The sequence below is a fragment of the Pseudonocardia acidicola genome (genome assembly GCF_012911935.1).
In the GTDB taxonomy this organism is placed as follows: Bacteria; Actinomycetota; Actinomycetes; order Mycobacteriales; family Pseudonocardiaceae; genus Pseudonocardia; species Pseudonocardia acidicola.
Genome location: NZ_JAAXLA010000025.1, coordinates 37,878 through 50,556, shown reverse-complemented (window position 1 = coordinate 50,556; position 12,679 = coordinate 37,878). Strand labels below are relative to the sequence as shown.

The 12,679-nt window shown below is 74.2% G+C and carries 15 protein-coding genes; 5 read left to right on the top strand and 10 right to left on the bottom strand.

All coding sequences use genetic code 11. From position 1 onward, the window contains the following. The first annotated feature begins 26 nt into the window (after positions 1-26). On the top strand, positions 27-1,142 hold the full coding sequence (purM, locus tag HF526_RS15275; protein ID WP_169382099.1) for a phosphoribosylformylglycinamidine cyclo-ligase: 1,116 nt from the start codon (positions 27-29) through the stop codon (positions 1,140-1,142). Between the two features lie 5 nt (positions 1,143-1,147). On the opposite strand, the gene HF526_RS15270 is transcribed toward purM, so the two are convergent. Continuing rightward, positions 1,148-1,891, bottom strand: coding sequence for an NUDIX hydrolase (locus HF526_RS15270; protein WP_169382098.1), 744 nt, complete (start codon positions 1,889-1,891; stop codon positions 1,148-1,150). A gap of 180 nt (positions 1,892-2,071) precedes the next feature. On the opposite strand from HF526_RS15270, the gene HF526_RS15265 reads away from it, so the two are divergent. After that, positions 2,072-2,833 carry a sulfite exporter TauE/SafE family protein gene (locus HF526_RS15265; protein WP_169382097.1) on the top strand — a complete coding sequence of 254 codons (762 nt, stop codon included), beginning with the start codon at positions 2,072-2,074 and terminating at the stop codon, positions 2,831-2,833. Positions 2,834-2,876: 43 nt separating this feature from the next. On the opposite strand, the gene HF526_RS15260 is transcribed toward HF526_RS15265, so the two are convergent. Next, complete coding sequence (locus HF526_RS15260; protein WP_169382096.1) at positions 2,877-3,074, bottom strand: DUF3073 domain-containing protein; 198 nt, start codon at positions 3,072-3,074, stop codon at positions 2,877-2,879. 175 nt (positions 3,075-3,249) lie between these two features. Between HF526_RS15260 and HF526_RS15255 the strand changes: the two genes are divergently transcribed. Beyond that, positions 3,250-4,095 (top strand): DUF8083 family protein, encoded by an 846-nt coding sequence (locus HF526_RS15255; RefSeq protein ID WP_169382095.1) that lies wholly within the window; start codon positions 3,250-3,252, stop codon positions 4,093-4,095. Here HF526_RS15255 and HF526_RS15250 read toward each other — a convergent pair. The 3 genes from HF526_RS15250 to HF526_RS15240 form a co-directional block, all read right to left on the bottom strand. After that, on the bottom strand, positions 4,038-5,273 hold the full coding sequence (locus HF526_RS15250; RefSeq protein WP_338051490.1) for an MFS transporter: 1,236 nt from the start codon (positions 5,271-5,273) through the stop codon (positions 4,038-4,040). The genes HF526_RS15255 and HF526_RS15250 overlap by 58 nt on opposite strands. A gap of 173 nt (positions 5,274-5,446) precedes the next feature. Then, the gene (gene ygfZ / locus HF526_RS15245; RefSeq protein WP_169382094.1) at positions 5,447-6,544 is read right to left on the bottom strand and encodes a CAF17-like 4Fe-4S cluster assembly/insertion protein YgfZ; all 1,098 of its coding nucleotides are present in this window, start codon (positions 6,542-6,544) and stop codon (positions 5,447-5,449) included. Beyond that, a complete protein-coding gene (locus HF526_RS15240; protein WP_476705399.1) occupies positions 6,541-6,984 on the bottom strand; it encodes a Fur family transcriptional regulator in 444 nt (147 codons plus the stop codon). Before HF526_RS15240 ends, ygfZ begins: the two co-directional genes overlap by 4 nt. Before the next feature lie 260 nt (positions 6,985-7,244). On the opposite strand from HF526_RS15240, the gene HF526_RS15235 reads away from it, so the two are divergent. Next, positions 7,245-8,846, top strand: coding sequence for a hypothetical protein (locus HF526_RS15235; protein ID WP_169382093.1), 1,602 nt, complete (start codon positions 7,245-7,247; stop codon positions 8,844-8,846). Positions 8,847-8,891: 45 nt separating this feature from the next. Continuing rightward, entirely contained in the window at positions 8,892-9,878 is a 987-nt protein-coding gene (locus HF526_RS15230; protein WP_169382092.1) for a hypothetical protein, read from the top strand. Between the two features lie 35 nt (positions 9,879-9,913). Here HF526_RS15230 and HF526_RS15225 read toward each other — a convergent pair whose 3' ends face one another. From HF526_RS15225 to HF526_RS15205, 5 genes are all read right to left on the bottom strand, one after another. Then, positions 9,914-10,552 carry a heme-binding beta-barrel domain-containing protein gene (locus tag HF526_RS15225; protein ID WP_169382091.1) on the bottom strand — a complete coding sequence of 213 codons (639 nt, stop codon included), beginning with the start codon at positions 10,550-10,552 and terminating at the stop codon, positions 9,914-9,916. Next, positions 10,549-10,689: a hypothetical protein gene (locus HF526_RS15220; RefSeq protein WP_169382090.1), complete on the bottom strand. Its 141-nt coding sequence runs from the start codon at positions 10,687-10,689 to the stop codon at positions 10,549-10,551. The genes HF526_RS15225 and HF526_RS15220 overlap by 4 nt, the downstream gene beginning before the upstream one ends. Positions 10,690-10,826: 137 nt before the next feature. Beyond that, positions 10,827-11,126, bottom strand: a complete 300-nt coding sequence (locus HF526_RS15215) for a DUF1416 domain-containing protein (protein WP_169382089.1) — start codon at positions 11,124-11,126, stop codon at positions 10,827-10,829. Further along, positions 11,126-11,965, bottom strand: a complete 840-nt coding sequence (locus HF526_RS15210) for a sulfurtransferase (RefSeq protein WP_169382088.1) — start codon at positions 11,963-11,965, stop codon at positions 11,126-11,128. Before HF526_RS15210 ends, HF526_RS15215 begins: the two co-directional genes overlap by 1 nt. Continuing rightward, positions 11,962-12,474, bottom strand: a complete 513-nt coding sequence (locus HF526_RS15205) for a DUF4395 domain-containing protein (protein WP_169382087.1) — start codon at positions 12,472-12,474, stop codon at positions 11,962-11,964. Before HF526_RS15205 ends, HF526_RS15210 begins: the two co-directional genes overlap by 4 nt. Positions 12,475-12,679: the final 205 nt, after the last annotated feature.

Genomic DNA, 12,679 nt, shown 5'->3' with positions numbered 1-12,679 from the left:
TCGTCCAGCTGGGAGCGAGACCCACCATGCCGCCGACCACCGAGAACAGCACGGCGAACAGCCTTGACAGTCCGCGGGCGAGCTACGCGTCCGCGGGCGTGGACATCGAGGCGGGTGAGCAGGCTGTCGAGGCGTTGCGGCCGTACGCGGAGAAGGCGAGCCGCCCCGAGGTCCTCGGCGGCATCGGCGGGTTCGCCGGGCTCTTCGCCCCGAAGCTGGGCCGCTACACCGAGCCGGTGCTCGCGGCGTCCACCGACGGGGTCGGCACCAAGGTGGCCATCGCGCAGGCCATGGACAAGCACGACACGATCGGCCTGGACCTGGTCGCGATGGTCGTCGACGACCTCGTGGTCTGCGGCGCCGAGCCGCTGTTCCTGCAGGACTACATCGCTGTCGGCCGGCTGATCCCCGAGCAGGTCGCGACCATCGTCAAGGGCATCGCGGAGGGTTGCCAGCAGGCCGGCTGCGCGCTGCTGGGCGGGGAGACCGCGGAGCACCCCGGGCTGATGGACGCCGGCGGGTACGACCTGTCGGCCACCGGCGTCGGGATCGTCGACGCCGAGGCCATGCTGCGCCCGGAGCGGGTCCGCCCCGGCGACGTGCTGGTGGCCATGGGCGCCTCCGGGCTGCACTCCAACGGCTATTCGCTGGCCCGGCACGTGCTGCTGGACATCGCCCGGATGCCGCTGGAGGGCCACGTCGAGGAGTTCGGCCGCACCCTCGGCGAGGAACTGCTCGCCCCGACCCGCATCTACGCCCGGGACTGCCTGGCGCTGGCCGCGGAGACCGGGGTCCGCACGTTCGCGCACATCACCGGCGGCGGGCTGGCCCGCAACCTGGAGCGGGTGCTGCCCGACGGGCTGGTCGCGGTGGCCGAACGCGGCACCTGGACCCCGGAGCCGGTGTTCAAGCTGATCGCCTCCCGCGGCCGGGTCGATCGCGCCGAGATGGAGAAGACGTTCAACATGGGCGTCGGGATGGTCGCGGTGCTGCCACCCGACGACGTCGACCGCGCGCTCGCCGTGCTCACCGCACGGCACGTGCCGTCCTGGGTACTCGGTGAGGTTCGGCGCGCGACCGGCGGCGAGGGCGACGAGGCCGGGTCGCGGGTGCAGCTGCGCGGCGAGCACCCCCGCTTCTGACCTCGCTACCTGTCCGCAGCTCTGGTCGAGCCGCTGGTCTCGCGGAGCATCGGCGGATGCAGGGTCGTGGCCGGCCCGCGCCGGAACAGTTGCGCCGGCCGTCCCCGGCCGCCGGTGACCATCGTGGCGGTGGGCAGCAGGAACCCGTCGACCGAGGTCACCTTGCGCTGGAAGTTCCGCGGGTCGATCTCGGTGCGCCACACCGCCTCGTAGACCCGTCGCAGGTCGGTCACGGTGAACTGCGGCGGGCAGAACGACGCCGCCAGCGTCGAGTACTCGAGCTTCGCGCGGGCCCGGTCGACGCCGTCGGCGAGGATCCGGTTGTGGTCGAAGGCAAGGGCCGGGTCTCCCGAGCCGGGGTGCAGCAGTGGCTGCACCGGGTGCCACGCCCGGCGTTCGGCGTCGGGCCCGGCGGCCGGCTCCGGGAGGTCGGGCAGCAGCGCGAGGTAGCCGACGCTGAGCACCCGGCCGCGCGGGTCCCGGTCGGGGGCGGCGTAGCTTGCGAGCTGCTCGAGGTGCCCGTCGTCCGCCGTTGTGGGGTCGGTGCCGCCCTCGGCGCCGGTCTGTTCGGTGAGCAGGCGGGCGGCGGTGTCCACGAGGTCCTCGTGGGGGAGCACGAAGCCGCCGGGCAGCGCCCAGCTCCCCGCGTGTGGGGTCACGTTGCGCTGTCCCAGGAGGACGCACAACTCCGCCCGGCGGACCGTGAGGATCACGAGGTCGACGGCCACGGCGAACAGGTTCCCGCGCATGAAGATCATCCTGACGAGGTCGGGAGCATGTTTTCGTCAGCTTGACGATACCCAACCTCCGCCGTTGTTGATCACCGGGGCGGGTCGGCCGGGCGCGGGCGGGAACGTGACGTCGGCGTCTCCGGCGCCACCGCGGCGCCCTCGGCGGCTAGCGTCGGCGAACGTGGCAGGAGGACGGCAATGACGCCGTGGCAGGCGCTACTGGTGGCGCTGGCGGGGATGGCGGCCGGCGCCGTCAACGCCGCGGTCGGCTCGGGCACGTTGATCACGTTCCCGGTGCTGCTCGCGGTGGGCTACCCGCCGCTGCTGGCCAACGTGTCCAACAACATCGGTCTGGTACCCGGTTCGGTCGCCGGGGTGTTCGGCTACCGCCGTGAACTGCGCGGCCAACGCGCACGGGTGCTGCGGCTGTGCGCTGCTTCGGCGGTCGGCGGCCTGGTGGGGGCGGGCGTGCTCCTGCTGCTGCCCGCGCAGACCTTCGCCGCGGTGGTGCCGGTGCTGATCGGCGTCGCCGTGCTGCTGGTACTGGTGCAACCGCTGCTCGCCCGCCGACTGGCCGCCCGCCGGGCCGAGACCCCACGCGGCGGCGACAGCCCGTGGCTCACCGCCGGGGTCACCGCGTCCGGTGTCTACGGCGGCTACTTCGGCGCAGCGCAGGGCGTCATCCTGCTGGGCCTCATGGGAGTGGCATTACCCGAGGACCTGCAGCGGATCAACGCGCTGAAGAACGCGATGGCGCTGACCGTCAACCTCGCCGCCGGGATCGTCTTCGCGCTGCTCGCCGACCAGATCGCCTGGACGGCGGCGTTGCTCATCGCAGCGGGCGCGACCGTCGGTGGACGGGTGGGCGCCGCGCTGAGTCGTCGGCTGCCGCCGATGGCGTTCCGCCTGTTGATCGCCGCGGTAGGGGTGGCTGCGATGGCCAACCTGCTGCTGCGGTGACCCGGCGGAACGCCATCGGCCGACCGGAGGACCCGCTACCGGTTCACCGCCGGCGCGCGTCCTCGTCGTCGGTGTAGGAGGAGTACGAGTCCGCGTAGTCGTCGTACTCCTGCTCGTCGTCGGAAGCAGCCTTCCCACTCCCGATCTCGCGCTGCAGCGCGTCGAGATCCATCGTGGGGGAGCTGTACTTGAGCTCTCGGGCCACCTTGGTCTGCTTGGCCTTGGCTCGTCCGCGCCCCATGGCTGGTCCCCCTTACAACAGGGAAGGGGCGGCCGGATGATTCGGCGGCCCCATTCATCTCATCAATGTCCTGGTGTCCACCGTACCTTGCGAACCACCAGGCGTGCGACGTGGCATCGATGGTGTGACGTTCATTCGGTCACGCCGGCCCTGTGGGCTGGAATCATTCCTGTCCATGCCGGCCCCGTTCCTGTCCTACCTGCGGGTGTACGAGCCGTCGCGGGTCTTCGCCGGGCCGTCCGGTGGGCCCGTCCGGGCCGGACTCGCCCGCGGCGCGGTCCCGCCGGAGCGGGCGGGCCGCCTGGAACGCGAGCTGTGTCTGCGCGCACACATCGCCGAGCGGTTGCTGCCGGGTGACCCGGCGGACGGTGGACCGGCCGGCGCACCGCCCGTCGACGTGCTCGTCCTGGACGGGGTGGACGGCGAGCCGCTGATCTGTCCGCTCGACACCCGCCCGCGCGCGGCGGCGGCGGTTCTGGGTTTCCTGGCCGAGGAGGAACCGCTGCTGCGCTCGAGTGCCCTGCCGGTCCCGGAGGCTGCGGCGCGGCGGCGGGCCGAGGCGGCGATGGTGGAGCTGGGCGACGCCGCCGCACACGTCGTCACGGCGAGCTGGACGGTTCCGTTGCCGTGGTTCGCCCTCGTCGACCCCGAGGGGCGGCAGTTGCACCTCGGCCGTCCCCGCCGGGTCTCGTGGCGGGTGCCGATGAGGGTGGCCCGGAGCCGGGCTGCGGCCGCCGAGCGGATCGTGCGTGAGGCGCTGGGCGACGTCGGTCCCACCGAGGTGCTCGCCGAGACCGCCCGCTGGCTCGACCGCTTCGATCGGGACTCGGTGGTCGAGCTCGACTACGGCGGCCTGGTCGACCTGCTCGACGACGACGCGCTGCGTGCCGACACCTCGGCGGCCGAGGTGCAGCGGGCCCTGCGGGCATTGCGCGACGGCGACGAGAAGACGGCCGGGGCCTGCTACGACCGGTTGCGGGTGTTCTGGGGCGCGGTCGCGGGCAAGCAGCGCGCAGGCTGATCCGCCCCGTCGCGCAGTCCTCGCAGGGTCAGGACGGCCAGCGCGGCGGCGACGGCCCCGGTGGCGAGCATCGCCGGCCAGCCCGCGGCGTCGGCGATCACGCCACCCAGGGCCGGGGTGACCGCGGCACCCACGTAGTTGGCAGTGTTCGACACCGCCATGGCGGTGGCGGCGCGCCCGGGCGGGGCGAGCTCCCCGGCCGCGGTGAACACCAGCCCGTTCCAGCTGACGGCCAGCGCGGCCGCGGGCACGAGCACGGCCGCGAGGAGCCCGGTCGGGCCGGCGTACGCGGCGGCCGACAGCGCGAACCCGATCGTCACCGCGACCGCGACGATCCGCAGCGGGCCCAGTCTGCTGTCCACCCGGTCCGACCACACGCCGCTGCCGAGTCGGCCCATGGCGCTCAGCACCTGCATGGCGGCGAGCAGAGCGCCTGCGGCGGCCGTCGACATCCCGTGCCCGGTGTGCAGCACCTCGACCAGGAACACCGAGCCGAGGAACTGCGGGACGACGAGCAGCGCCCCGCCCAGGCTGAGCCGCTGCAGCCGGCGGTCGGCCAGCACGGTCCGCGCCTTCGCGGCGGGCCGGGAGCCTCGGTCCGGGGCGTTCGGGGGCTCGCGCACCCACACCGCGACGGCGACGGCGGCGAGCAGACAGCCCGCGGCCAGCGCGGCGAACACCCCGGGAACGCCGCCCTCCCCGTCGGCGATCGCCGGCAGCGCCACGGCCGCGACGGCCGCGCCGACGGGCACCGAGGTCTGCCGCACCGCCATGGCGAGTCCGCGGCGGCGGGCCGGGAACCAGGTGAGGACCGCGCGGCCGCTGGCGGCGTTCACGCTCGCGCCGAACGCGCCGGCCACGATCAGGAGCGCACCGGCCGCGACCGGGCTGGCGACGAGTGCGGTGGTCCCGAGCGCGGCCGCGGCCCCGATCAGGCCGATCGCCATCACGCCGCGCTCGCCGAACCGGTCCGCCGCGCTGCCCCAGGCGAACAAGGTGGTGACGATCCCCGCCGAGATGACCCCGAGGAGCACGCCGACCTGGGCCAGGCTCAGTCCGAAGTGCTCGCGCAGGGCCGGGGTGACGGCGGCGAGTCCGAGGAAGTACGCCGCGGTCGCGGCCTGGGCCAGCGTGCCCACCGCCAGCACCACCCATCGGTACCGGCTCGTCTCGACCACGCCCCGAGGGTAGGCCGAGTTCCCGGTATTCGGGCAATTTGTCTCACCATGCAAGACGGCGGCGCGTCGTCGCTGCTCGGGAGGATGCTGCCGTGCACGGCGCGGTTCCTCACGGCGAAACAGCGATCACCGCGGGGCGTGGAGGCGACCGCGCGGACGGCGGTACGGCCCGGTCAGCCCCGCAGACCCCCGCGCATCTGGGCGGCGCGCCCGGGCGGCGGCGCGGTGTCCTCGGCCGGGACGGAGTCGGGATCGATCGCGGCCGGCGCGGCCCGGTCCCCGGTGCCGGCCACCAGCTCCGCGTCGACCGGCACCGAGCGCTTCAGCAGAGCGAGCGCCACCGGGCCCAGCTCGTGGTGCAGCGTCACCGTGCCGACGCGGCCGACCGCGCGGCCGTCGCGCAGCACCGGATCCCCGGGACGGGGGAGCTCCTCGTCGCCCGCGTCGAGGTGCAGCAGCACCAGTCGGCGCGGCGGGCGGCCGAGGTTCGCGACTCGTGCGACCGTCTCCTGGCCGCGGTAGCAGCCCTTCGTCAGATGCACCGCCGACCCGATCCAGCCCACCTCGTGCGGGATGGTCCGGTCGTCGGTGTCGAGGGCCAGCCGCGGCCGCACGGACTCCACCCGCAGCGCCTCGAACGCCATCGTGCCGGCGCCGCGCGCCCCGGCCGCGGTCAGCCGCTGCCACCAGGCGTCGCGCTCGCCGCGCGGGACAAGCAGGTCGGCGGCGTCCACCCCCGGCCACGGCATCCGCCGGACCACGCCGCCGCCGGGCAGCGCCGCGGACGCGTAGGGCCCCTCCGGCGGGATGACCCCGGCGGCCTGCAGCACCGCGGGCGTCTGCGGCCCGACGACGCTGAGTACGGCCAGCTCATCGGTCGCGTCGCGCGGCTGGACCTTGGACCAGAACGTCATCTTCTGCAGGTAGTCGAGCAGCGGCGGCACCTCGCCGGGCTCGGTGTCCAGCCAGACCGTGTCGTCGGTGTGCGAGACCACCATGTGGTGCAGCACCCGGCCGTTGGCGTCCAGCACCAGCGCCTCGGTGCCGGAGTCGGCCGGCAGCTCGCTGACGTGCTGGGTGAGCAGCAGGTGCAGCCAGCTCAACCGGTCCTCGCCGGGGACCGCGATGACACCGCGGTGGCTGCGGTCGACCACGGCGGCGGACCGGGCCATCGCCCGCTGTTCGGCGAGCGGGTCACCGCGGTGGGCCGGGACGCCGCCGTCGGGGTCGGGGGGCTCCGGGAGCTCCGTTGCGGACTCGGGCGTGCTCACCGGATCTCCTCGTCGTCAGCGGTGCGGTGATCGTCAGGGCAGTCGGCGCAGCGGCCGGACAGCGCGACGTGGGTGACGTCCAGCTCGAAGCTCGATTCCCGCAGGAGCCGCTCCGCAAGGTCGTCCATCAGGTCGGTGGGGGCCTCGGACACCGAACCGCAGGAGTGGCACACCAGGTGGACGTGCTGGTGTTCCTGCTCGGAGTAGGTCGGGGCGCCGTGGCCGAGGTGGGTGTGCCGCACCATGCCGAGCCGTTCGAGCAGGTCGAGCGTCCGGTAGACGGTCGTGATGTTGACGGCCGGTGCGGCACGCTGGACCCGGGCGCAGATCTGTTCGGGCGTCGCGTGGCCCAGATCGCGGACCGCGTCGATCACGAGTTGCCGCTGCGGCGTCATCCGGAGGCCGCGCTGGTGCAGCGTGTGTCGCAGCGAGGTGTCCACGGCGCCGATGGTAGGCCGGTCCGCTGCCCGGCGTCCGGTCCCCAGGTCACGGCGCTCGAGCGCGGCCCGAGCCGCCCGCCGGCGGACGATACCGCCGTCCGCTGCTCCGCCACGGAACGAGCAGGCGAACCACATGCTGCGCACGGTGGGTTGGTCCTTGACCAATCTGCTCCGTTAGAGTGAACGAGGCTGGTTGGGACCAACGATCTCCCTACCCTCGGCGAAATGGTCGGGGTGGGTATGCGCTGGAGGGGTCTTCGATGACGACTGACGGAGGCGATCGGTCGCTCGGGGCCCCGCGCTTCGACGTCGTGCTTCGGGGATACGACCGGCGACAGGTCGACGAACACGTGGCTCGGCTGCAGCGGGTGCTGGCGCGGATGCGTGCCGACCTCGACGTGGCGCGGAGCCAGCCGTTCCCGGTGGTGCCGCCGCCGTCGGGTGGGTTCCCGGTCGCCGGGCAGCCGACGCCGCCCGGTGGCGCCCGGCCCCGCCCGACCCCGCGGCCCCGGCCCGGGATGGCGCCCCCGCCCGCCGAATCGCCGGACATGATCGGCTCCTTCACCGACCGCATGCAGAGCATCCTGCAGGCCGCCGAGGAGGAGGCCGAGGAGATCCGCAACCAGGCCCGGTCCGCGGTCAAGGCGGACCAGGAGGCGGCCCGTGCGGAGCTGGCCGAGCTGACCCGTCAGCGCGACGCCGTGCTCGCCGATCTGACCCGGCTGCGCGGCCAGCTCGAAGGGCTGCTGTCCGGGCCGACGGCGCGCATCGCCGTCCCACCGCGCGACGCGGCTGCGGTCGGTCCGGCCCGGGGCGGCTTTCCGGCGGCCCCTGCGCAAGCGGGTGCCCCGCAGGCCGGCCCGGCTCGGGGCGGCTCCACCCCGCCCGGTACGGGCCAGCCGGCACCGGGTCCTGACAGCCCGGCCGCGCCCGGCGCCGGACAGAGCGGCCCGGCGCAGAGTGGATCGGCCCCGAGCGGTCCGGCGCCGAGCGGATCGAATCCGAGTGACCCGGCGCAGAGCGGCCCGGCGGAGCCCGACACGGCGACGCAGGCCGTTCCGGTTCAGCCCGCGGCCGGCCGAGGGCGCGAGGCGAGCGCCGCCCCGTCGTCGGCAGCGGCGTCCGCCGGTCAGCCGCTACCCGGCACGACCTCCCCTGCACCTCCGGCCCCGGCCGGTGCCCGCGGTGCGACCCCGCCGCCGGGCAACCGGCCCGCGAAGCCCGCCGCAGAGGACCTGGCCGACGTCGAGGCGACGACCTCGATGCGTCCGCGCAGCGAGCCGGCGCCCCTGCCCGGTGACCTGTTCCGGCCCGTCTCGGAGGAGCGCGGGGCCGGGACCGACGCGGAGGAGCCGGATGAGCCGGTGACGACCGCGGTCCCGATGCAGTCCCCGGTGTCCTTGCCGGGATCCGGGTCCACCCCGTCCACTGCCGAGCCCGGGCTCGCCGGCGATGCCGGCCCGGCGTCGGCCGACGTGGAGAAGACCGTCGCGGTGCAGGCCGTCCGGCATGGTGGCGCCACCACCGGATCCGGTGAATCCGGGGAGTCCGACAAGAAGGACACAACGTCCTCGGGCGCCGACGAGAAGGATTCTGCGGACGTGCGTCCGGCGGGCGGATCCACCGCCGCGAGCGCCGACCACGCCCTCAAGGCCGGCCCCGCCCGCCCCGGTTCGCCCGGTCCGAAGACCCCTCCGACGTCGAAGAACAGCACGTCGGGTGGGGGGCCGGAGAAGAGCGACCACACGCCGAAGGGCGCCGGCGGCGCGGAGGACGACGACAGGGATCTGGACGCGAAGGCGAACTCCGGCGGCTCGAGGGCCCGCTCGAACCGGTCTGCTTCGGGATCACGCTCCGGTTGAGGTCGACTGCGCACTGTGACGTAGATCGGCGTACGGTGCGCAGCCATGCAGTGGGCCATCTCGCCGGACGTCCTGGTCCTGCTGGGTGCGGGGGCGGTGGCGTTGATCATCGCGCTGTTCGTCGTGCTCAGCCGTCGCCGGCGGAAACGGCCGGCGGACGACGCCCCGGCCGCGGCAGTGGCCGAACCCACGGCCGCCGACTGGACAGGTGAGGCGGCCAGCGGCCCCTCGGACCCGCCGCGGGCCCGGCAGGCGGCCGCGGCGCCCCTGACGACCGCGCAGCCGGCCACGGTGGCCGACGCCGTCGCGGCGCGCGAGGCCGGCGGTGCGCGCGAGGCTCACCTCGCGCGCACCGCCGGCGAAGCCGATACCGCGCCGCTGCCGATCCGGTTCGGCCGCCACACGCGCCAGAGCACAGCCGAGGGCGCACCGGACGGCGACGCGGGGGCCGACACCCCTGCCGCGCCCACCGCGGCCGAGCCCGCCGCCCCCACGGAGCAGTCCGCGCCGTCGGTCGCCGCCGAAGTGCCTGCCGGGCACCCGGCGCCCGCCGACGAGCCAGGGGCCGTCGAGGAGCCCCCTGCGGTCGAACCCGCCGAACCCGAGCCGGCGAACTGGGCCGCGCCACCCGTCGTGCGCCCGCTGTCCGCGGGGTCGAGCCAGACGGTGGCGGAAGCGGTGGCGCAGGCCCTCGCGGCCCGCGCGGCCGCGGCCGAACGGGCCGAGGCCGCCGCCGCGTTGCCCGGCGACCGGGCGAAGCCCGTCCCGCCCCGGGTCGACGCCCGCGACCGGCTGCTCGCCGTGCTGCTCGACGACCCGGTGCGCGCGGTCAGCGCCGCGGCGGACCTGGATCGCTGTCGCGACCAGCTGGAGCGGCTCACCGACGCGGTACGCCACGAGCGGGGTGTGCTGGCCGGGGTGCTGCACCGACTCGCCGAGGCGGGCCTGCAGATCGAGCAGATCGCCCGGCTGGCGGACCTTCCCGTCGACGAGGTGCGCGCGCTGCTGGGCCCGTCGACGCGCCGGAACTGAGAATCCGCACCGTTGCCGCGCCGGTCCCGGCGGAATCAGCCCGCGATGCGCTGCAGCCTCGCCGACATGTGCGGCTGCAGGGGCTGGCCCATCATCTCCCGGTCGTCGGCGTAGGCGAGGTCCCCGCCCTCGACCAGGCCGTAGAGCCGCTTGGACCGGGTGACCTCCTTGGCCGACGCGGTACGCACGACGGCGTCGGTCTCGATCTCCCAGGAGGTCAGGTTCCGGGCCCGGCCGTAGAAGACGTCGACGATGCCGGTCGCGTGCGTGATGAGCACCTCGAGTTCGCCGCCCGGCTGCGGCCGCCAGAAACCGGTCTCCCGGGCCGCCGGGCGCAGCACCTCACCGTCCGGGCCGAGCAGCCAGGCGCGGGACTCGTAGGACAGGAACGGGCGGCCGTCGTGGGCGAACACGATCTGCTGGCCGAACTCGTAGGGGCCGTCGATGGTCGGATAGTCGACCACGCCGGTGCCGCGCCAGACGCCGACGAGCGGCAACAGCCCGAGGAGGTCCTCGTGCAGCTCGGGGCCCTCGCGCAGGTTCGCGGTGTCGTCGGGGATCGGCAGGTCGTCCCAACGGGGCCGGTTGCGCCGCGGCGAGTCCGGGGCCGCGTTCGTGGGGCCGGTGACGGTGCCGTGCGGCGTCGGCTCGCCGCCGTGGTCGGGCCCGCTCATCGGGCCTGCTCCGCGGGGATGTCGGCGGGCGCGAGGGCGGCGGGCTCGGTTGTGAAGAGCCGATGGAGCAAGTGGCCGGTGAAGGCCACAACGGCCCCGCTGGCGGCGATCAACAATCCGGTGAACAACCAGTGCACGGCCGCGCAGCATAGCGGTGTGGCCTGCTCCCCGCCGATGTACTGCGGGGCGCGGGCTCGGTCGTCGTGTTCGACCCGCCAGGACGACGATCGCCGCCCCGGCGGTGCCGGAGCGGCGATCGTGGATCGGGCAGGCGTCAGCCGACGGTGACCTCGGCCTCGTGCAGGCCCGGTCCGTCGGCGGTCAGCACGGCCTCGCCGTTGCCGGCGCGGGACAGCGCACGCACCGTCCAGCTGCCCGGGCGGGCGAAGAACCGGAAGTCACCCGAGGCCGACGAGACGACCTCCGCGGTGAACTCGCCGGAGCTGTCGAGCAGCCGGACGAACGCGCCGCCGACGGGCAGGCCGCCGGCCAGCACCTTGCCGGTGAGCACCGTCTCCTTGGTCAGGTCGGTGCCGGCCGGCAGCAGGGTGGCCTGGTCAGGTGCACCGCACATCAGCGACCGTCCCCCAGCTCGATCGGCACGCCGACGAGCGAGCCGTACTCGACCCAGCTGCCGTCGTAGTTCTTGACGTCGCTGTGGCCCAGCAGCTCGCGCAGCACCACCCAGGTGTGCGAGCTGCGCTCGCCGATGCGGCAGTACGCGATCGTGGCCTTCGAGTCGTTGAGCCCCGCCTCGCCGTAGAGCGCCTCGAGCTCCTCGTCGGACTTGAACGTGCCGTCCTCGTTGGCCGCCTTGCTCCACGGGATGTTGATCGCCGACGGCACGTGGCCGGGCCGCTGCGACTGCTCCTGCGGCAGGTGCGCCGGCGCGAGGATCTTGCCGGAGAACTCGTCGGGGGAGCGCACGTCGACCAGGTTCTTGGTGTTGATCGCCTCGACGACCTCGTCGCGGTGGGCGCGGATCGAGAGGTCGGCGTCCTTGGCGGTGTAGGTCGCGGCCGGGCGCTCGACGACATCGGTGGTCAGCGGGCGGCCGTCGAGCTCCCACTTCTTGCGACCACCGTCGAGCAGTCGCAGGTTCTCGTGGCCGTAGAGCTTGAACTGCCAGTACGCGTAGGCGGCGAACCAGTTGTTGTTGCCGCCGTAGAGCACGACGGTGTCGTCGTTGCTGATGCCCTTGGCCGACAGCAGCGCCTCGAAACCCTCCTTCGTGAGGATGTCGCGGCGGACCGGGTCGCGCAGCTCGGTGGTCCAGTTCATCTTGACTGCGCCGGCAAGGTGGCCGCCGTCGTAGGCAGCGGTGTCCTCGTCGACCTCGACGAAGACGATCCCATCGGTGCCGAGGTTCTTCTCGGCCCAGTCGACCGAGACCAGGACGTCCTGGCGGCTCATGCGGTGGCTCCCTGTTCGTTGTGCGGGTGGCCGGGCCCGAAGCGAGCCCGGAATCGAGCGATCAGCGCGTACATCTCGCAGCCCAGGCAGAAGCCGAAGGCGGCGTTGAGGAACGCGGCGGCCAACGCGAACGCCGTGGCGATCAGGCCGAGCGTGGTGAGGCCGGTCAGGTAACCGACCGCGGCGACCGTCGCGAACACGAAGCCGACGGTCTGGGAGAACCGCACCGGGGCGGCCTCCTCCTTCTCGGTCGGCGGGCCCAGCCGCGGCGCCACAAGCGTTCGGAACAGCACGCCGTAGGGCGAGAACCGCAGCCCGGCGAACGCGCCGAGCGCGAACACCGCGGCCTGTGCGGCGGCCAGCCAGCCGCTGCCACTGATCAGGACCAGCGCGAGGACGACCGTGGTCACGGTGGCGTTGAAGCGGACGCCGCGCGGGTCCACGGGCGGTTCGCTCGCCCGGCCGGCCGGCCCGCGTCGCGGTGCCGGTGTGATGTCCTGTGCGGACATGGGTGATCTCCTGGAAGAGGTACGAACGTGGCCCGGCTCCGACAGCGGCCGGGGCCCGGATGTCGACCGGGAGAACGGGCGGTGCCGGAGTCAGCGATCCCGACACAGGCAGCTGCCGACGCGGCACAGATCCACGGCGCGTCGTCGGGTCAGCGGCCAGAACACGGACGCAAGGGTAACCGAGGAGCTCGGCCGACGGGAACGT